General features: G+C 58.8%; 20 protein-coding genes. 9 read left to right on the top strand and 11 right to left on the bottom strand.

All coding sequences use genetic code 11. The features are described from left to right. Positions 1 to 36: 36 nt before the first annotated feature. Both KHO07_RS11700 and KHO07_RS11695 read right to left on the bottom strand, forming a co-directional pair. The gene (locus KHO07_RS11700) at positions 37 to 1,398 is read right to left on the bottom strand and encodes a heavy metal sensor histidine kinase (RefSeq protein ID WP_212627265.1); all 1,362 of its coding nucleotides are present in this window, start codon (positions 1,396 to 1,398) and stop codon (positions 37 to 39) included. Continuing rightward, the gene (locus KHO07_RS11695) at positions 1,395 to 2,066 is read right to left on the bottom strand and encodes a heavy metal response regulator transcription factor (RefSeq protein ID WP_150734522.1); all 672 of its coding nucleotides are present in this window, start codon (positions 2,064 to 2,066) and stop codon (positions 1,395 to 1,397) included. Before KHO07_RS11695 ends, KHO07_RS11700 begins: the two co-directional genes overlap by 4 nt. 147 nt (positions 2,067 to 2,213) lie before the next feature. Between KHO07_RS11695 and KHO07_RS11690 the strand changes: the two genes are divergently transcribed. After that, positions 2,214 to 2,717, top strand: coding sequence for a heme-binding protein (locus KHO07_RS11690; protein WP_212627264.1), 504 nt, complete (start codon positions 2,214 to 2,216; stop codon positions 2,715 to 2,717). A 9-nt stretch (positions 2,718 to 2,726) separates the two neighbouring features. Next, positions 2,727 to 3,137, top strand: coding sequence for a hydroxyisourate hydrolase (gene uraH / locus KHO07_RS11685; RefSeq protein WP_150734524.1), 411 nt, complete (start codon positions 2,727 to 2,729; stop codon positions 3,135 to 3,137). 119 nt (positions 3,138 to 3,256) lie between these two features. Here the strand turns inward: uraH and KHO07_RS11680 are convergent, their stop codons facing one another. The 3 genes from KHO07_RS11680 to KHO07_RS11670 all read right to left on the bottom strand — a co-directional run bounded on the left by KHO07_RS11680 (position 3,257) and on the right by KHO07_RS11670 (position 7,318). Next, positions 3,257 to 5,737 (bottom strand): TonB-dependent receptor, encoded by a 2,481-nt coding sequence (locus KHO07_RS11680; RefSeq protein WP_212627263.1) that lies wholly within the window; start codon positions 5,735 to 5,737, stop codon positions 3,257 to 3,259. Between the two features lie 97 nt (positions 5,738 to 5,834). Continuing rightward, positions 5,835 to 6,800 (bottom strand): FecR domain-containing protein, encoded by a 966-nt coding sequence (locus tag KHO07_RS11675; protein ID WP_212627262.1) that lies wholly within the window; start codon positions 6,798 to 6,800, stop codon positions 5,835 to 5,837. After that, positions 6,797 to 7,318: a sigma-70 family RNA polymerase sigma factor gene (locus KHO07_RS11670; RefSeq protein ID WP_150734575.1), complete on the bottom strand. Its 522-nt coding sequence runs from the start codon at positions 7,316 to 7,318 to the stop codon at positions 6,797 to 6,799. Before KHO07_RS11670 ends, KHO07_RS11675 begins: the two co-directional genes overlap by 4 nt. Positions 7,319 to 7,597: 279 nt before the next feature. On the opposite strand from KHO07_RS11670, the gene KHO07_RS11665 reads away from it, so the two are divergent. The 5 genes from KHO07_RS11665 (at position 7,598) to KHO07_RS11645 (ending at position 10,383) form a co-directional block, all read left to right on the top strand. Beyond that, positions 7,598 to 8,035, top strand: coding sequence for a nuclear transport factor 2 family protein (locus KHO07_RS11665; RefSeq protein WP_212627261.1), 438 nt, complete (start codon positions 7,598 to 7,600; stop codon positions 8,033 to 8,035). Between the two features lie 205 nt (positions 8,036 to 8,240). Next, the gene (locus tag KHO07_RS11660; RefSeq protein ID WP_212627260.1) at positions 8,241 to 8,843 is read left to right on the top strand and encodes a TetR/AcrR family transcriptional regulator; all 603 of its coding nucleotides are present in this window, start codon (positions 8,241 to 8,243) and stop codon (positions 8,841 to 8,843) included. 114 nt (positions 8,844 to 8,957) lie between these two features. Continuing rightward, positions 8,958 to 9,314 (top strand): hypothetical protein, encoded by a 357-nt coding sequence (locus KHO07_RS11655; protein ID WP_212627615.1) that lies wholly within the window; start codon positions 8,958 to 8,960, stop codon positions 9,312 to 9,314. Between the two features lie 2 nt (positions 9,315 to 9,316). Further along, complete coding sequence (locus KHO07_RS11650) at positions 9,317 to 9,499, top strand: DUF1289 domain-containing protein (RefSeq protein WP_150734532.1); 183 nt, start codon at positions 9,317 to 9,319, stop codon at positions 9,497 to 9,499. A gap of 323 nt (positions 9,500 to 9,822) precedes the next feature. After that, a complete protein-coding gene (locus KHO07_RS11645) occupies positions 9,823 to 10,383 on the top strand; it encodes a lipid-binding SYLF domain-containing protein (protein ID WP_150734533.1) in 561 nt (186 codons plus the stop codon). Between the two features lie 63 nt (positions 10,384 to 10,446). Here the strand turns inward: KHO07_RS11645 and KHO07_RS11640 are convergent, their stop codons facing one another. The 4 genes from KHO07_RS11640 to KHO07_RS11625 form a co-directional block, all read right to left on the bottom strand. Beyond that, positions 10,447 to 11,142 carry a tRNA (adenine(22)-N(1))-methyltransferase TrmK gene (locus KHO07_RS11640; protein WP_280519544.1) on the bottom strand — a complete coding sequence of 232 codons (696 nt, stop codon included), beginning with the start codon at positions 11,140 to 11,142 and terminating at the stop codon, positions 10,447 to 10,449. 15 nt (positions 11,143 to 11,157) lie between these two features. After that, on the bottom strand, positions 11,158 to 11,658 hold the full coding sequence (locus tag KHO07_RS11635) for a GNAT family protein (RefSeq protein WP_150734534.1): 501 nt from the start codon (positions 11,656 to 11,658) through the stop codon (positions 11,158 to 11,160). Positions 11,659 to 11,700: 42 nt separating this feature from the next. Then, positions 11,701 to 11,859: a DUF2986 domain-containing protein gene (locus KHO07_RS11630; protein ID WP_150734535.1), complete on the bottom strand. Its 159-nt coding sequence runs from the start codon at positions 11,857 to 11,859 to the stop codon at positions 11,701 to 11,703. A 119-nt stretch (positions 11,860 to 11,978) separates the two neighbouring features. Then, positions 11,979 to 12,905, bottom strand: coding sequence for a Gfo/Idh/MocA family oxidoreductase (locus KHO07_RS11625; RefSeq protein ID WP_212627259.1), 927 nt, complete (start codon positions 12,903 to 12,905; stop codon positions 11,979 to 11,981). A 324-nt stretch (positions 12,906 to 13,229) separates the two neighbouring features. On the opposite strand from KHO07_RS11625, the gene KHO07_RS11620 reads away from it, so the two are divergent. Then, the gene (locus KHO07_RS11620; protein WP_212627258.1) at positions 13,230 to 14,297 is read left to right on the top strand and encodes an alpha/beta hydrolase; all 1,068 of its coding nucleotides are present in this window, start codon (positions 13,230 to 13,232) and stop codon (positions 14,295 to 14,297) included. Positions 14,298 to 14,339: 42 nt separating this feature from the next. Here the strand turns inward: KHO07_RS11620 and KHO07_RS11615 are convergent, their stop codons facing one another. Beyond that, positions 14,340 to 14,738 (bottom strand): GFA family protein, encoded by a 399-nt coding sequence (locus tag KHO07_RS11615; RefSeq protein ID WP_212627257.1) that lies wholly within the window; start codon positions 14,736 to 14,738, stop codon positions 14,340 to 14,342. A 120-nt stretch (positions 14,739 to 14,858) separates the two neighbouring features. Here KHO07_RS11615 and KHO07_RS11610 point away from each other — a divergent pair, with 120 nt between their 5' ends. After that, positions 14,859 to 15,845, top strand: coding sequence for an AraC family transcriptional regulator (locus KHO07_RS11610; RefSeq protein ID WP_212627256.1), 987 nt, complete (start codon positions 14,859 to 14,861; stop codon positions 15,843 to 15,845). Positions 15,846 to 15,895: 50 nt separating this feature from the next. Here the strand turns inward: KHO07_RS11610 and KHO07_RS11605 are convergent, their stop codons facing one another. Continuing rightward, positions 15,896 to 17,815 (bottom strand): tyrosine-protein phosphatase, encoded by a 1,920-nt coding sequence (locus tag KHO07_RS11605; protein ID WP_212627255.1) that lies wholly within the window; start codon positions 17,813 to 17,815, stop codon positions 15,896 to 15,898. Positions 17,816 to 17,890: the final 75 nt, after the last annotated feature.

Here is a 17,890-nt window from a genome sequence, read left to right as displayed (position 1 = left end):
TGGCTTGCCGCTTGACCTGAAAGGAGACCAGGGATTTTACAGGGGAAACGCCAGGCAAAAGCTTGTCCCGCTTTCAGAGCTGTCAACACTCACGCGACCGCCATGCACTTGCATGATCGACCGAACGATTGCCAAACCCAGGCCGCCGGAATCGTCCGGTTGATTTCGTGATGGGTCACACCGGTAAAAGCGTTCAAACAATCGTGGCAGGTGCTCCGGAGCAATCGGATCACCGTGGTTGTGCACGCTGAGTTCGAACATGTTTTCCCGAATCTCGCTGGTGATGGTTACTGCAGTACCGGGCGTTGCATGGCGCAGCGCATTGGCAAGCAAGTTAGCCAATGCTCGACGGATCAAGATCGGATCTGCCACCAACTCACCCTTGGTTTGATCAATGAGCTGGACGTCCCGCTCTTGCGCTACGCCTTCGAAATACTCGCACAACTGCGCACCTAGTTCGGGTAGATCCACGCGCTCAGGCTTGATCGAGATATGTGATTGCTCGGTCCGCGCAAGAAACAACATGCTGTCAATCATTCGCGCCAGTCGCTCGTATTCTTCCTGGTTGGAGACCAGCAGGTTCTGATACTCATCAACAGTGCGGCCATGCCTGAGCATATGCTGGGTATGGCCCATCAGGTTGCTCAATGGCGTACGCATCTCATGAGCGAGATCTTCCGAGAAACGGGAGAGTTGGGCAAATCCGTCTTCAAGTCGCGCCAACATTTGATTGAGGGCTTTGCTGAGAACTCGGAGCTCGCTCAGTTCATTGAAGTCATCCAGCCGCAGATGTAGATGCTGAACATCAATTCCAGCGGCACGCACAGCCAGTTGGCGCACCGGTCGCAAGCCACGCTGACTGACCCACCAGCCGAGCGCAAAGGCGAGTAAAGCGCCGACGGATAAGGTTAGCCAAAGCTTGAATCGGTAGACGCTGAGCATCTGCTCGCGCTCAATCAGCAACTTGGCGGCAATCAGGGTTAGATGGCGGTCTCCATTGACGACCGTCAGCCAGGCCAGACGGACGGGCTCAGCGTAGTCGCCGTCACCCAGTTGCGCCGTTGGGGTAGCCTGCAATTTGGGCAAGACCAGATGTGCAGGGTTGATTTCGATTAACACCTTCTCAGCGTCATCGACAATCCATAACAGGTTGTCACGATTTCCCAGCATGTTTTCATAAAGCTTTGGCCGGCCGCGCAGCGTTTCGATGCTGTCGCTGTCGTTGATCAACGCTTGCATGCGTTGTAACCGTCCAAGCAAAGCCTGGTCATCGCGCCAGGCTATCTCTCGCTGTAACGATTGATAAAGATAAAACCCGATAGAGCCCATCAGTAGCATGCTGACCAAGGCAAACATGACGGCAAGGCGCACACTCAAGGCGCTCGGCACGAGTTTCAAGATTGCACCTCAAGCAAGTAGCCAATACCGCGAACGGTATGGATCAGCTTGAGCGGGTAAGGATCGTCCACCTTTGCCCGCAGCCGGCGGATGGCAACGTCAACAACGTTGGTGTCGCTGTCAAAGTTCATTTGCCAAACCTGGGAGGCAATAAGCGCGCGCGATAGCACCTCTCCTTCTCGACTGAGCAATAGATGCAGTAGCGCGAATTCTTTGTTGGTCAGGGTAAGACGCTGGCCACTGCGAGTGACCTTACGCCCCAATAAATCCAGACTCAGATCGGCAACGAGAAACTGTTCAACCTCGCGAGGCGGCCCCCTGCGCAACAACGTACGCACGCGCGCCAGCAGCTCCGCGTAGGAAAAAGGCTTGACCAGATAATCATCTGCTCCCAGTTCCAATCCTTTGACCCGGTCGTCGATGGAGTCACGTGCAGTGAGGAACAACACGGGCGTTTGCCACTTGCGTCGGATGATCTGAAGTAATTGCCAGCCGTCCAAGCCGGGGAGCATTACGTCAAGAATGATCAAGTCGTATTCACTTTCTTGCACCAGGTGCTGGCCATCCAGACCATTCAAGGCGACGTCCACTGCATACCCGGACTCACTCAAGGCTTTGTGCAGGTAATCGGCAGTTTTCGCTTCATCTTCAACGATCAGGATACGCATCTTTTCCTCCAGAACAGGCGCATAGGCTAAGCCGATATGCCGCCCTCTCACATTACAAATTGGTAATCCGGGGGCAATCATCCTGTCGGGATGAGCGGATCATTATGCCGAACGATTTTTCAGCCACGCTCAACCAAGGGGAAAGGCATGCGTGTAACCGGATCAACCTTATTGCTGATCACATTGGCGGTGAGCTCTACGTTTGCAGTTGCGGCACCCGACAGTCAGGTTGCGCAGCGCAAGGATATGACGCTGACGCTGGCTAATAACCTGGCCAGTGCCGCATTGGCAGCCTGCCATTTGGAAGGCAGAACAGGCGTTGTCGCTGTCGTCGACCGTGGAGGTAATTTGGTCGCCGTACAACGCGACGACAACGTCGGTCCGCACAACACGCTGGCCGCTCAGCGCAAAGCCTATACGGCTCTGTCGACCAAGACCCCAACGAGGCTGCTGGCAGAACGTGCTCGCAGTACTGCCGATGCCGAAAATCTGAACACTGTGCCTGAGTTGTTACTGCTCGGGGGCGGCGTGCCGGTGTTGGTCGAGGGAGAGGTCATCGGTGCAATCGGTGTCGCCGGTGCCGGAGGAGCGGCATTCGACGAAGGATGTGCACTGACAGCCATTTCAAAAATTTTAACTGCCACTCATTAAGAGACAATCATGAAAGTATTGAAATTGTTTTTCGCAGGCGCCGTATTGAGCGCGCTCTCCTCGCTGGCATCAGCTGCGGCGAATCCCCTGAGCGTACATGTATTGAATCTACAGGACGGATTACCTTCCCCGGCAGTCAAGGTGACCCTGGAGAAAAAGAATGGCCAGAACTGGGATATGCTCAACACTGCGTCAACCAACGATCAAGGTCGGATCCCTGAGTTCTATCCGGATGGAAAGTCATTAGAGAAAGGCATTTACCGGGTAACGTTCAAAACCGGCGAATGGTTCACTGCACACAAGATGGCCAGCTTCTTTCCGGAAGTACCGGTTATTTTCGAAGTGGACGGTACTGTTCCCCACTACCACATTCCGTTGCTGCTCAGCCCTTATGGCTTTTCCACTTACCGTGGAAATTAAGGAATAGGCGAGAATAGATAAGAGCCCGAATGCAGAACCGGGCTCTTTTTATGTGCCAGCATCACTTGAGTTCGAAATCCGGCCAAAGAACAGACGTGCGGACCGATTTTCCTTTCGAATCAGAAACTCGCTTTTACCGAAACCATGAAGTTACGCGGATCCCCATAGTAGTTACCGAAAGCCTCGGTCCCGATGGTCGCGTAGTAGCGCTTGTCGAAGAGGTTATTGCCGTTGAGCGCCACCGACCAGGTGTCGTCGATGCGGTAGCCGATGCGGCCGTTCCAGATCGCATAACCTGACTGGCTGATTTTCTCGCCACTGGACGGAGACACCCGGAAGTTGTCGCTTTGCGCGTTCACACCGGCACCGATGGTGAAGCGTTCCAACGATCCGCCCAACGCGTAGTCACCCCACATCCGCAGCATATGCCGAGGCACATAGCTGTTGAACGCGGCGCCGTTCAGGCTGCTGTCGATGTCATCCAGGGTTTTGGTCTGGGTGTAGGTGTAGCCCGCCAGCACTTGCAGGCGTTCGATGACTTCACCGCTGATCTCGGCCTCAAAACCCTGGGCGCGAACCTTGCCGGCATTGACGTAGCAGTAACCGTCGGAGGATGGGCAAGACGAGTTGAAGTCCGTCTGTGCCTGATCTTTCTGGATCGTGCGGAACAGGTTGAAGGAGCCGTTCAGACGACCGTCGTACCAGGCGCCCTTGATCCCCAGTTCATAGCTCTGGCCAACCAGCGGCTTGAGCGCCGAGCCGTCCTCGGAGCGGTAGTTGCCTTGCGGGGTAAAGATGTCCGAGTAGCTGGCGTAGGCCGTCAGGTTCTCGTTGAGGTCCAGCAGCACGCCGGCAAATGGCGTGACTTGCCCGGTCTCGGTGGTACTGGAGTGTTCCGAAGTCCCCGTGTTGATGAAGTCGGAGTCGGTATCGGAGTTGTACCAGCTCACCCGAGTGCCGACCACAAAGGTCAACGGATCGGCCAGTTTCAACCGCAGTGTCGAGTACACGCCCTTCTGTTTGGTCACTGAATTGACCGGCCCGCCGCGAGACGAGTTATCGATGAAGTAGCTGTCAGCCGGCTCCGGGATATGTTTGTCGGGGTTGAACACGTTTTGCCGTTGCGGCAGAAACGCCACCGAGTAGAAGTCGTCCTTTTTCGAACGGCTGGCGTTGAAGCCCACGACCAACTCATGTTTCTGACCGAACGCGTCGAACTTGCCATCGACGTACGTATCGAGGCCGTAATCGACCTGATCGTAATCGTACATACTGCCCAGCATGCCGGTGGTGTTCGTGCCGGGAGTCACCGCGCCGGAAGCGAATGCGTACTTGATGTCCTGGGTGTTTTTTGTATAGACGCTGGCGACCTTGAGGCTCCAGTCGTCGTTGATCTGATGCTTCAGATCACTGAAAACCGTGGTGCGCTTGCTGCGCCATGTATTCCACGAAGGATCGAGACAGGTCGAGCGGCTGAGCTTCAAGTCGCTGCGATCCCGGTAACGCGGCAAGCCGCCCCAGCAAGGGTTGGCGTCCACGTCTTCATAGGCCACGCCCAGCCCGAGGGTCGTGTCGGGGCTCAGGTCGGCGTCGAGCGCGCCGTAATACACCTGATCCTTGCGGCTGGCGTCATCGACGAAGTAATGCCGGCTCTGCTCGGCCACCACCGCCCGCCCGCGCAAGGTGCCGGTTTCGTTCAGCGGGCCACCGGTGTCGACCTGGCCACGGTAGTTGTCCCAGCTGCCGCCGGACAGCGTGATTTCGGTGTGCGGGGTCATCTGCGCGCGTTTGCGCACGAAATTCACCCCGCCAGCGGTGCCACCCGAGCCTTTCATCATGCCCGCCGCACCACGAAGGATTTCAACGCGGTCGTAATAGGCCATGTCACCGCTGAAACTGTCGGCCTGAACATAGAGGTTGCCCATGTCCAGCGGAACGCCGTCGTACTGATACTGGCCGGACATCCGGAACCCGCGCGAGTAAAAGTATTTGCCGCCCATGGTCGAGTCGTAGACGGTGATGCCCGGGGTCTTTTCCATGACCTGGTCGATGGTGTTCAGGTTCTGGTCATCGAGCATCTTGCGGGTCATCACCGTGACCGATTGCGGCGTCTCCCTGAGCGAGTGTTCGCCCTTGCCGATGGTCACCGCCCCCGTGGTGTATGACCCGCTGTTTTCCGTGGTCGCACCGAGCATTTGCCCATTGATGTTGGTGGCGCCCAGTTCCAGCGCCGAGCCGGTCGCCGGTGCGGGACGCAGCACATAAGTGCCATTGCCCTGGGGTTCGGCTTGCAGGCCGCTGCCGGCCAGAATCCGCGCAAACCCTTCGCTGATACCGTACGCACCCTGGAGCCCGGAGGATTTCAAGCCATCGGTTTGACGCGCATCAAACGAAAGCGCCGCACCCGCCGCACTGGCGAAATGACTGAGGACTTCGGTCAGGCTGCCGCCCGCGATGTCAAAGGCCTTGACCGAGTTTTGCTGTTGCGCCGGCAACTGAGCCGCCATCGTGACGTTTGACCACACGCCTGCCGTCGTTGCCGCCAATAGCCCGACCTTGACTGCGGTCGTCAACCGACCCGGTTTGTACACCCGAAACATGCTTACCCTCCCCCAAAAGACGATCTGTAAAAACTCATTGAGGGATGAGCCGAACGGTGCGCATGAAAAGTGCAAACCCACACACACTTTTTTCAATTCACTGGAAAATCGCATTGGCAGGTGGCGACACGGTGACCCAATAACGGCTGTACCGCGCGATGCGCAGGGAGAACCCGCTCTCCAGCGCCGCCAGTGCCAGGTCAGTGTCATTAATGGGAAATGCGCCGGACACCTTGAGCTGTGCAATGCGCGGATCACAGCGCAACACGCCGGTGCGATAGCGAGAAAGATCGGCCAGCAACTCGCCCAAGGGACGATTGATCGCAATGATGCTGCCCTGCTGCCAGGCACCGACGGAAGCGTCGTTGCGCCGGAGCGCGCCCACCGAGTGGCCATCGAAATCCAGGGACTGCCCGGCCTCCAGGCGCACCGCCGAGCCACCACCCGCCGAACGGACCTCCACAGCCTTCTCGATCACTGCCACCCCTCCACTCTGCTCGGCACAACGGACGATAAATCGCGTCCCCAGTGCCAGCACCTCTCCATGACGAGTGAAGACCTTGAACGGCCGTTGCGACGGATCGACGGCGGTTGTCACCAGGATTTCGCCGCGCAACAGTTCGAGCGTACGTTGACGACCATCGAATCGCAGGTTGACCGAGGTATCGGTGTTCAGCAGCAAGGAGGTGCCATCCGCCAGGCGAAACTCACGGCGTTCACCCACTGCGGTGTGAAAATCGGCAAACAGGTCCTGGGAGGTTTCACTGCGCCAGCCCAACCAGCCCAGTGAACCGGCTGACGCGAGGACCAGCACACTGCGCAACACCTGACGCCGGGTTTGATCAGCGCCGCGTAATGCGGGTGCAGCCAGTGAGCCCGGCACACCCGCCATCTGCTCGCCGACGTCGACCATGCGCTGCCAGGCCTGGCGATGAGAAGGATCCGACATCAGCCAGTCATTCCAGGCAGCCCGATCGGAATCGGTCGCGACACCCGAGCGCAGCCGGGCGTACCACTGCGCGGCGACACCAATCACTTTCAACTCGGCAGGCGAGAGGCTCATGCCAACTCCAACCGGATCTGCATCAGGCAGCAATGTTCCATGGCCTTGGCCATGTAGTTATTGACTGTGCGGGAACTGATGTTCAAACGCTCGGCGATCTGCGGATAAGTCAGGCCGTCGAATTGGGACAGGATGAACGCCTGCTTGACCTTCGGCCCCAAGCCTTGCAGCAGGCGATCGATTTCCACCAGGGCTTGCAACAGGATCGCCTGCTCCTCCAGCGACGGCTGCTGCCATTCGGGCATGGCGGCCAAGGCTTCCAGATAAGACTGTTCCAGCGAGCGTCGACGAAACAGATCGATCAACAAGCCTTTGGCGATCATCGACAGGTACGGTCGCGGCTCGCGAATCTCCAGCGCGTTACGTGCCTTGATCACCCGAACGAAGGTGTCCTGCGCCAGATCCGCCGCATCGAACGCATTGCCCAGGCGCTTGCGTAGCCATCCATTGAGCCAACTGTGATGGTCGCAATAGAGATCGTGAACGGCGCTACGCAGGGATAATTCGTTGGCGGACATGACGAGGGTGGTCATTCGTTACTGATAATGACTCTTATTGTCATGCGCACTGCGAGTGATTTGCAATAGCCATATGGCGTTGCCAGGGAAACTCGCAGCCACCTGCTTTCAAAGTCACCTCTTTGATCCCCCCGCTGCGTTATTCACGCGAAGACCTACGCGATGTATATTTATTGACATACGCAGTGAATGCGAAATAGCATGAACTCATACGGGACGTATGCTCTACCCACTTCAAGGAACGACATCCTCGAAACCCGCAGTAAATCTGGAGCATTTATGATCGACAGCCTCGCTGGATACCAGTCACCGTCCCTGATTACCGATGCAGCCACCCGGGAATCGCTCAATGCGTTTATCGCCAAGGTGCTTGAGGGCCTTTCCACCCCTGGCTCAGATGTCGCCAAGTACTTCGCCGACCCCGACGTCGCGATCGCCGGCTCTGGCCTGGACGAGTACTTCATGGGGACCGAGGCCGTTCAAAATGGCGTGACCTGGGTGAGCACCTTGAACATTCGCTGGGAGCCAAAACGGGTGGTGTCCTGGATGCGCGCAGACATTGCCTGGGCGCAGATCCGCATTGACGGCCACACGATTGAAAATGGCGAGCCGACGGTCGTCCAGTACGTCGCAACCGGGGTCTTCCAGCGCAATGGCGACAGTTGGACCTGGCTGTACTGGGGCGGCGGCGAACCGCAGAAAGTAGCCCGGCTCTAAGATATTTCGAGCAGAGCCCGTTCGCTGGAGACCGGCCGCGGGCCACGACGCAGGGCCTTGGTTACTGAGTGAAATATCTGAATCGCGCGGCTCACGCATTGGTCGGTATCCTGTGCTGAATGGCGGTACTTCGGAGCCTTTGAGCCCATCTGTCAGGCTCATTGCATACGCAACTGATGTTAAATTTTATAGAGGTAGACGAGCGATGGCGCAGAAGCGTGCGGACATGATTGCGGAGACTCGCGGCAAACTGATCAAAGCTGCGCGAGAAGCGTTCGCCGCCAAGGGATACGCGGAAAGTTCGATGGACGACTTTACCGCTCAAGCGGGCCTGACCCGTGGCGCGCTGTACCATCACTTCGGTGATAAGAAGGGCTTGCTGCAGGCGGTCATCGCCCAGATCGACGGGGAGATGACGGAGCGCCTGTCGGTCATTATCGAAGCGGCGAGCACCACCTGGGACGGGTTTATCGATGAGTCCATCGCTTACATCAAGATGTCCCTGGAGCCGGAAATCCAGCGCATCGTATTCCTCGATGGGCCGGCGGTGCTGGGCGACCCATCGCAGTGGCCGAGCCAGAGTGGGTGCATCCGCAGTACGCAACGCAGCATTCAAAAGCTGATGGATGAAGGGATCATCCGGGAAGTCGACAGCGAGGCAACAGCGCGCCTGATCATGGGTGCCCTGCTCGGTGCTTCCTTGTGGATTGCGCATGCAGACGACCCGCAAACCGCCTCCGAGAAAGCGGGCGAGAGTTTCATTGCATTGGCGTCCGGGTTGCTGAAGTCCGGCGAGTCGGTAAAGTAACAAACAGGCGGTTGGCGCGTACTTGAAGCGGATGCTGGCTGAGGACAGTCCTACAAACGGCGCCAAATGCTTTGGTCAAACGCCGCCCCACCATTGCCTCCCAAGGAAACTCCAATGCCCCCTGGCAAACGTGAAATGGCGCGGATCGAGCGCCGGTTGATTACTACCCTCACCGAAGCGTGCGAAACAGCAAAAGCTGAAATCAAAGGCTTTACCTGGCTCACCCATACCGCCGATTTGAACGCGCTGACTGAAACACTGAGGATCACCTGGGTGTTCGAAACCCTGGCCGATAAAAAACTCGCTCAGGCCAACGCAAAGCCGCGCATCTATGAGCTGACAGCCATGGCGTTGATCGAGGCAAACATCGACCTGACGCCATCAGATCTCACTGTCCGCTTCGATTCAGAGGAAGAGTGCCAACGCACTCACCGGGGCGACTGGCAAAAGCGTCTGGCCAAAGGTGATTGACGATGGCAAAAGAAATCGAAAACCCCTGCATCTCGGTTTGCCAGTTGAGCGGCGACCTGTGTGTGAGTTGCGGAAGAAGCAAGGAAGACATCAAAAAGTGGAAACGCATGAAGCGGCCGGAAAAGATGGCTGCAGTGCAAAGGGCGAATATGCGTTTGAAAGGCCTGAAGAAAATGCAGAGTTAGTCAGCGAAGGACGAAAACGCGTACCGGCTTGGCTAAGGGCGGGCCGCTCTTTCGCACGACAATCACCGCGCCGGGAGCCTTGATCGCGCAAACACGAACGTTACCGTCCCACCAACTACCCCGGAACCCCGCCACTGCGCAGAGGTCACTACCCATGATGGCCTCGCAACCGATCCCGAAACCTCGGGCAGATTTCATTCAGAAGCGACGCTGCATTTCACACACTTTAGGGTGCGCCGGAGAACGTTCAGTGCATTCGGTTCCTGTCTGAATCAGGTGCTGAACGCTGAGTCCATCCACTGCTCCCTTTTCGGAGTACAGATATGACCCAGTCATCGCGATTCATCCTGTCGTTGTTCTTCGCCGTTGCATCACTGGCATCCGTCAGTTTCTTGAACACTGCAGGAGCGGCCACCGCCGAAGACCTGAACACCGATTCTCGACAAGCATTGCAAACGCTGTACAAGACCAATCCGTTTTCCGAAACCATTTCCCATAAAGCCAAGGCCATTCTCGTCTTCCCGAAAATCATCAAGGCCGGTCTGGTATTCGGCGGCAGTTATGGCGAAGGCGTGCTATTTGAAGGCACCAAGGTCAAGGACTATTACAACTCCGTCAGCGGCTCATGGGGCTTGCAGGCAGGCGCCCAATCATACGGTTATGTGGTTTTTCTGATGACCGACAAAGCGGTCAAATATGTCGCAGAGACAAAGGGTTGGGAGATCGGCGTAGGGCCTACAGTGGTCGTGGTTGATGAAGGGGTTGCCAAGAACCTCTCCAGCTCGACGCTCAAAGATGATGCCTATGCGTTTATCTTCGACCAGCAAGGCTTGATGGCCGGGATCAGCATTGAAGGAACGAAGATTTCCCTCATCAAACGTTAAGCCGCCTGTTTTCAGGAAGCCGTGCACAGTTGCGCGGCTTCCATGGCTCTAACGATCTCAGCGCTAAGCCAATAATTCGGCAATCCATCGGGCTTGCCGGGCGACGTCCTGGACCTTGTCCTCAGGTACAGCCTGTCGCGCTTTGGCAAATTGACTGAGCGTCTTGTGCTTTTGTCGCAGCAAACGCTGCCACTTGCTCAGGAACGCTGGGCTGCGCTCCTGCATTTGCAACGGTCCGAAGTACAGCTCCTCGGCGCTATACCGCACCGGTCCGGCGCTTTCGGCGACGATGACCTCGTAGTCGAAGCGGTTTTCTCGCAGCACTTGCTCGAAAATGATGCGGTAGCCATTGTCCATCAGCCATTGGCGCAATGGCTGCTCGCCGCCGTTGGGTTGCAGGATCAGTCGCTCCCGCCCGCTCAGGCGTGTCTTGCCGGCGTCGAGAATGTCACGGATCGTCTCGCCGCCCATGCCGCAGATGCTGATCGCGGTGATTTCGTCTTCCGGCTCGATGGCCGCCAGGCCATCGGCCAGACGCACAGTGATCTGCAAGTCCAGAGCGTTCTCACGCACGGTGCGCCTGGCCGCGTGGAACGGCGTCAAGGCCACCTCGCCCGCCACCGCCGCCGCGATGACGCCACGCCGCAGCAGCGCGACCGGCAGGTAGCCGTGATCCGAGCCGATGTCGGCCAGTCGCGAACCTGCTGGCACCTGCGCTGCCACGCGCTCCAGGCGCATGGACAATGTCTGTTCGTTCAAAAGCAGCCCCTGTCGCTAAATTGAAAGGACGTATCGGCACTCGTCCCCGGCTTCGTGGTTGCCAGAGGGTTGGTCTGCGAGGAATCCGCAGCGATCCAGGACTTTCATGGAACCCTCGTTCTGCGCAAACACGTAAGCCACCAGTTGCGTGAGGTTCCAACGCTCTTGCGCCTCCTGGATCAGATGTTTCAGCGCCTGCGTTGCCAGCCCCTGGCCACATACCTCTTGATCAACCCGATACCCTACTTGCGCGGTCTTCGTCGGCAAGTCGATGCTTTTCAGATTTGCCCGTCCCACGATTTGCCCAGCATTGTCTTCGATGACAAACGGGTGCCAGGCGCCGGCAGCAAAGTCGGCCAGGTAGCTTTCGATATGCTCGGCGACACCCTGCAACGAGTAAAAAGAAGGGTCGCGCGCATCGATATGGGACTCGAACCACTCGCGGTTACGCACTTCGAATGCCAGCAACGCTTCAACATCGGTACTTTGCAGTTCGCGGACGCTAAATGAGTTCATTGATCACACTTCCTGTGTTTGAGGCTCCATAGACCGCGTCACTCAGTTCTCAGCCGGAACCGTCGGTTCTTGAGTGCTTTCTTCCGCCAGCTTCAACCGGTCGGCCTTACTGATGTATTTAGGCTTTTTCGGCGCCAGTTTGGCGCTGGCCTTTTTGGCCTTTTCCTTGAACAGCTGCTGTAACTTCTTTTGGCGATTCATAGTTTTCTACTCGGCGATCCTTGGGCAACTTGAGCGCCACTTTAGCAAACGCGCTGGACGGCAGGGAAACCAGTGAGCCATTTTCAGGCTCACGTGCCTCTGCCCTGCCCAAGCGGCCGTTAATCGTAGAACGGTTCGACCAATGTCCGGCTGCCGACAAAAAAGCTGTCGGCAACCAGGCGCAGTGGCTGGAGGTCCAGGTCACTGGCTTTGTCGCCGATCAGCTGTTGGAAGTGTCGATACACCGCCGCGTACTCGCCCTCCTCCGATACGGTCTGGCGCACGCCGTCAATGCTCAGCAGCGCGCCGCCGTTATCCAGTCGCAGGACGCCTTCGGTGCAGCGAACCTCGATGCTCCAGAGTTCGTCATGACCATGATCGAAATCGAATTCCGCGCGGACATCGAGGTGGCGTGCGTCAGACATTTTGATCGACGCGGCAATCGGCGATTGGCAGTTGTCAGGGACGCGCAGTTCAGCGGACTCGACAAACAGCGGCAGCGCCAGCAGATGGGTGACAATCGACAAGGCGTTGATACCCGGATCGAAAACGCCCAGGCCGCCGGGTTGCCAGATCCAGGCCTGGCCGGGGTGCCACTTGCGCACGTCTTCCTTCCAGTCGATCTGCACGCTTTGCAGGGTGCGGCTGGCCAGCCAGTCACGGGCAGCTTCGATGCCTGGCGCGTAGCGTGAATGCCAGGCGAACAAACCGCTGACGCCTTGCTCGGCGGTCTGATTAACCAGCGCCATGGCTTCGCCGAGCGTGGCACACGGCGGCTTTTCCACCAGCACATGTTTGCCCGCGGCCAGCGCTTGCTGCACCAGCGCAAATCGCCCTTGCGGCGGCGTGCAAAACGCTATCGCATCGACCTGCGGGCCGTTTTCCAGCAGCTCGCCAAGGGAGTGGAAATTCTCTACGCCGGCGCAGGGCTGCCCTTGCGTGGCGACAGCCACCAACTGGAACGCCGGGTTGGCGAGGATAGCGGGAACGTGTTGATCCTGAGCAATCTTGCCGTAGCCCACCAGACCGAGACGGATCGGTTGCATCAATGACTCCTGATTTGTTCGTTTTGTTTTGATCAGCGAACTGGCGAGATTACGTTTGAATCGCGAGGAAGTCATTGATGGCGTGCTCGCGGATGAAAGCGGCCTGTCCTCGAAGGCCTGTTGCATGCCGCGCAACGGCTGAAACCAGGGTGGCGAACCGGGTCGCTCTGTATCACTGTGTATCTCAATCCGGTCCCGATACACGGGCTTGCACCTGGCCAGCGATTCGACACAGGCCAGATACGTCACCGCATTCAAATGCATGCAAGGTTTGAAGGGGCTCAGCCAGCCCCCTGGCCAATGGCTTGCAATGGAGACATCACCATGAAGATGGCAGTGCAGAACAACACCAAAGGCAAAACCCGCCGCCGACTGGTGGGTTCGTCGATCCTCGCATTTACCCTGCTCGGCGCTTTCGGCGTGGCCCAGGCGCAAACGGCCGCCACCGGACAACCCGCCGCGGCCACTGCCGGCACCCGTTATTCGGCCCCCTCTCCGTTCGGCCCGCTCAAGCATGTCAACGCCGGCCTTCTGAGCGTGGCGTACGCCGAAACCGGTCCGGCCGACGGGCCAGTGGTCATTCTTCTGCACGGCTGGCCCTACGACATTCACAGCTATAACGACGTCGCACCACTGCTCGCAGCCAAGGGCTATCGCGTACTGATGCCGTATGCCCGTGGTTACGGCGAGACACATTTCCTGTCGGAAAAAACCCTGCGCAATGGCCAGCCCGCCGCCCTCGCCAGTGATGTCATCGACTTTATGGATGCGCTGCACATCAAGCAAGCCGTGCTCGGCGGCTACGATTGGGGCGCACGTTCGGCCGATATCGTCGCGGCGCTGTGGCCAGAGCGGGTCAAGGCGCTGGTTTCGGTCAGCGGCTACCTGATCGGTAATCAGGCGGCCGGCAAGAACCCGTTGCCGCCCAAGGCTGAACTGCAATGGTGGTATCAGTTTTATTTCGCCACGGACCGTGGCCGCGCGGGTTACGAGAAAAACACCCACGATTTCGCCAAGTTGATCTGGCAACTGGCTTCGCCGAAATGGGCGTTCGACGACGCGACCTTCGACCGCAGCGCCAAGGCGCTGGAAAACCCGGACCATGTTGACATCACCGTGTACAACTACCGCTGGCGCCTGGGCCTGGAACAAGGTGAAAACCGATACGACGCGCTGGAGCAGAAACTCGCCACCGCGCCTTCCATCAGCGTCCCGACCATCACCCTTGAAGGCGACGCCAACGGCGCGCCACACCCTAACCCAGAGGATTACGCCAAGCGCTTTACCGGCAAGTACGAGTTCCGCCTGATCACCGGCGGCATCGGCCACAACCTGCCGCAGGAAGATCCAAAGGCGTTCGCCAAGGCTGTGATTGACGCAGATCACCTCTAAGGTCGATCCGGAACGCGCAGAGGCCCTGTCCTCTGCGCGTTTTCATGGTTGATCTTCAGTACGTCCCGTGCTGTCCCGATCACGCTCATATCGCCGCATAGACGGGAATGCCGGCAACCAGGACTCGCGCCGAAGGGTCCAGAGTTCGTAGGTGGGCGTCAATTGATCGGGAGCATCGAGGGCACCGAGGCTGACTTCGATCTCATCGGCGCTGCGTCCGAACACGGACGAGCCACAACGCGGACAGAAATGCCGCCCGGCGTAGTCGCGGGTCTCACCTTCGATACTCACCGCATCCTCGGGAAAAATCGCCGACGCCTGAAACAACGCACCGCTGTGCTTGCGGCAGTCAAGGCAATGGCAAACGCCCACCCGGTACGGGCGCCCCGACGCCACAATCCGTACGCTGCCGCAAAGGCAACCGCCCGTGAATCGCTCCATGTTGCGTCTCCTCTGAAATAAAGCCTCGAACGCCCGTCACGAACCTGTCATTGACGCCTGCTAACGTCCCGGCGCGTCCCTGAGTCGGGGGCCATCCCCTTCCTCAAGGTGACAGTCCAGGTGTATTCAAGTTCGACCCGCAAACAGATCATCCTCAGATCCAGCGACATGCGCTGCGACGACTTCGGCGCGTTGTTCTCGAAAATGTTCGGCAATCTCTATTCCGATTCTCCGCCACTACCAAAAAACATCCTCATCGGCGGTGTCTACGGCAGGCACGACGGGGTCAGTTTCCGCCGCATGCATTATCGTGGCGACTTCTCGGTGGCCTTTCCCGCCCCCCTCGACGAGATCACTTTCGTCATCCCTACCGCCGGCAAGATCATTTTCAATCATGCCACCGAGTCGGTTGGCCTGACCCACGTTGGCCTGGCCATCGATAAGGCCGACGTGCGCTCGGTGCGCTTCATCGACAATCATGCGCAGCACGGCGTTTCGATCAGTCGTTCGCTGTTGACCGAGCGCCTCTCGACGCTGCTGGGCAAGCCGATCGTGAAAAAAGTGGTGTTCGAACCCGTGGTGGATCTGCATGCTTCGGCGTTCCAGAGCATCAGGGCGTTGGTGGAGCTGGCCACTGGCGCCGAGTTCGACCTGCTGATGAATACCGGTTCGCTTGTGCCTTCGCGTCTACGGGAAATGCTGATTGATGCTGTGCTGGAGGCCTGGCCGCACAACTTTACCGAAGCCCTCCAGCGCCCTGCTCCGCTGATTGCGCCGCGCCATGTGAAGCTGGCGGTCGAATACATTCAGGATCATCCCGACTGCCTGGTCAGCGGAACTGAACTGGCACGCATGACCAACGTCAGCCTGCGCGCATTGCAGGACGGTTTTCGACATTTCGTCGGCACCTCGATCGTTGCCTATCAGCGGCAGGTGCGCCTTGAGCGCGCATATGATGTGCTCACCCGAAGTGCCTCGCCTTCCGTGACCGATGTGGCATTGCAGTACGGATTCAGCAACGTCGGCAGGTTTTGCCAGTACTTCCAGTCGGCTTACGGCGTCAGTCCTGCCGAGGTCAGAAAGGGTTTGCGACCGCGATGCCTGTAGCGTTGACCCAAGCCGCCGCGTCCATCGCGGCCCGGGTCAACGGCCAGCCATCAGAACAGATAGCTGGCCTTGAGTCCGCCACTGAAACCGTGGCTTTCGCCGCCGCCGCTGGCACCGACTTCGGCCCCCACGCTCAGCGCTCCCAGGTTGGCCATGAGGTTGACGCCGCCGGTGAACTGGTCGCGATTGTCGAAGGCCGCGCGCTGCTCGATATCCAGCCCCAACAGGTGGCCTTGACTGTCGACCTGGTGATCGCCAAGCACATGTTCATAACCGACCTGCACACCCGGCACCCACTGCCAGGCGCCTACGCTCACCGGTGCAAAGGTCGCGTTCAGATTGGCCACGGCACTGCGTCGGGTTTCCTGAATGCCATCGACGTCGAGGGCCAGCTCGCTGCCTTTTTCCTGGAAGCCCGACAGGTCCAGATGACTGACGCGCATGCCCAGGCTCGGTTCCAGTGTCACGCTGCTGAGCGGCAAACGATACCCCAGCGCCAGCGTTGCACCGGTGAGGTTGCCATGGCTGTCGCCCTTGGCCGTGCCCAGGCCGCCACCGAGGTCGCGCTTGCTGTCGTAATCAAGCCAACCGGCGCTGGCGTGCGCATCCACAAACAGCCCGCGTTCCAGACCGTCCGGCGCGAAGCGCGCACCCGCGCTGAAAAATGTCAGGTCGGTATCGGCCTCGCCACCCGCGCCGCCGACACTGCCCCGGCTGTAGCCGAAGCCGGCGTGAGCGCTGAGCTGATCGGAGAAGCGTTGGGTCAAGCCGACCATCAGGCCCTGGCTGTGTTCGTTGCTGCTCTGGGCCTGGGAGGAACCATCGGTGCCCAGGTAACCCGCCAGACCCGTGCTCCACAAACGGTACTGCCCCGCCTTGAGGTCGGTGCCGCTGGTGAACGGTGCGGCGGCTTGTTCGATCATCGCGCCCTGGCGCAGCAAGTAGCTGGCGGCGTCGGCGTGTACCTGGCCGCCGACGGTCGATTGCACGCCCGCCAGATCGCCGGCATCAATGGCCGATTGCAGGTAATAGTTGTAAGCGCTGTAGGTGCCCGACAGGTTGCTGTCCTGCAGTTGCTGCAACAGCTGCGCACCGGCGGCATCGTTGCCCAGCAGGCCCGCCTGCCCCGGCAGACTGTTGTAATAAACCATCTTGCCGCGAAGCACATAAATGGTTTCCTGGGACAAGCCCAAACCTTGCTTGAGGTAGTTGTCCATGCTGCCGTACTGCGCGGTCACCTGATCCAGGCCCGCTTGCAGGTAACTGGCCTCGACGCCGAGCAGCGGCGCATAAATGGCCGCCATGCTCGCAGGCATCGCCGCCAGGGTGGCCGCCACACGCGCGGCGGTGTAGTCGTTGGACGCCAGGTAATTGCTCATGATGGTCGAGCTGTCGACCCCGGCGATGCTCAGCAACACCGCGGCAGTCCAGCCCGTGCGGTCCTTGCCGGCGGTGCAATGGAACAGCGCGGCGCCATCAACGCCGGCCAGCTCATTGAACAGTTGGGTGAACTGACTTCGCATCCCCGCGTCGCTGACAAAAGCGCGGTTGGTTTCCTGCATCATGGCAACCGCTTCAGCGGCGCTGTGAAACGAGATGCTGGTGATGTTCGAGCCGGAGGTGGTGGCACCGATGATGTCGATGTTGCTGTAGGTTGCGCCCGCGATCAGCGTGTCGGGAGTGGCGGCGATTTCGCTGGGAGTGCGCAGGTCGTAGATCGCCTTGATGCCCAGGCTGTTCAGGGTCGCCAAGTCGGCCCCGGAAGGCGTCAGCGCATTGGAGCGATAGAACACGCCGGAGCGCAGGGTGCCGTCGTTGGCCGTGGAATAAGCACTGGTAGTCCCGGCAAGGTCACGGAAGTTGTCGATGCCCTTCAGGCGCGGAGTATCGAGCTCGTAGGTTTCGGCAGCCTGGGCGGCCGCGATGGAAAGGCTTAAAACCGACAGTGAACACAAAAGACGTTGAAACACGATGCAGCCTCATTCAATGCGTTGGGCTGGCTACTATCTGTGCCGAAGAGAGACCGAATATGACAAATTGGCGGG

Source organism: Pseudomonas sp. PP3, from assembly GCF_905336995.1.
Taxonomy (GTDB): domain Bacteria; phylum Pseudomonadota; class Gammaproteobacteria; order Pseudomonadales; family Pseudomonadaceae; genus Aquipseudomonas; species Aquipseudomonas reinekei.
The sequence above is the reverse complement of the archived record's forward strand: the minus strand, read 5'-3'. Positions and strand labels throughout refer to the sequence as shown.

What these genes read in the sequence shown, in the direction of transcription:
- KHO07_RS11695 (WP_150734522.1), bottom strand. Translation starts at nt 2,066, where the DNA reads ATGCGTATCCTGATCGTTGAAGATGAAGCGAAAACTGCCGATTACCTG.
- KHO07_RS11690 (WP_212627264.1), top strand. Translation starts at nt 2,214, where the DNA reads ATGCGTGTAACCGGATCAACCTTATTGCTGATCACATTGGCGGTGAGC.
- uraH (WP_150734524.1), top strand. Translation starts at nt 2,727, where the DNA reads ATGAAAGTATTGAAATTGTTTTTCGCAGGCGCCGTATTGAGCGCGCTC.
- KHO07_RS11680 (WP_212627263.1), bottom strand. Translation starts at nt 5,737, where the DNA reads ATGTTTCGGGTGTACAAACCGGGTCGGTTGACGACCGCAGTCAAGGTC.
- KHO07_RS11675 (WP_212627262.1), bottom strand. Translation starts at nt 6,800, where the DNA reads ATGAGCCTCTCGCCTGCCGAGTTGAAAGTGATTGGTGTCGCCGCGCAG.
- KHO07_RS11670 (WP_150734575.1), bottom strand. Translation starts at nt 7,318, where the DNA reads ATGTCCGCCAACGAATTATCCCTGCGTAGCGCCGTTCACGATCTCTAT.
- KHO07_RS11665 (WP_212627261.1), top strand. Translation starts at nt 7,598, where the DNA reads ATGATCGACAGCCTCGCTGGATACCAGTCACCGTCCCTGATTACCGAT.
- KHO07_RS11660 (WP_212627260.1), top strand. Translation starts at nt 8,241, where the DNA reads ATGGCGCAGAAGCGTGCGGACATGATTGCGGAGACTCGCGGCAAACTG.
- KHO07_RS11655 (WP_212627615.1), top strand. Translation starts at nt 8,958, where the DNA reads ATGCCCCCTGGCAAACGTGAAATGGCGCGGATCGAGCGCCGGTTGATT.
- KHO07_RS11650 (WP_150734532.1), top strand. Translation starts at nt 9,317, where the DNA reads ATGGCAAAAGAAATCGAAAACCCCTGCATCTCGGTTTGCCAGTTGAGC.
- KHO07_RS11645 (WP_150734533.1), top strand. Translation starts at nt 9,823, where the DNA reads ATGACCCAGTCATCGCGATTCATCCTGTCGTTGTTCTTCGCCGTTGCA.
- KHO07_RS11635 (WP_150734534.1), bottom strand. Translation starts at nt 11,658, where the DNA reads ATGAACTCATTTAGCGTCCGCGAACTGCAAAGTACCGATGTTGAAGCG.
- KHO07_RS11630 (WP_150734535.1), bottom strand. Translation starts at nt 11,859, where the DNA reads ATGAATCGCCAAAAGAAGTTACAGCAGCTGTTCAAGGAAAAGGCCAAA.
- KHO07_RS11625 (WP_212627259.1), bottom strand. Translation starts at nt 12,905, where the DNA reads ATGCAACCGATCCGTCTCGGTCTGGTGGGCTACGGCAAGATTGCTCAG.
- KHO07_RS11620 (WP_212627258.1), top strand. Translation starts at nt 13,230, where the DNA reads ATGAAGATGGCAGTGCAGAACAACACCAAAGGCAAAACCCGCCGCCGA.
- KHO07_RS11615 (WP_212627257.1), bottom strand. Translation starts at nt 14,738, where the DNA reads ATGGAGCGATTCACGGGCGGTTGCCTTTGCGGCAGCGTACGGATTGTG.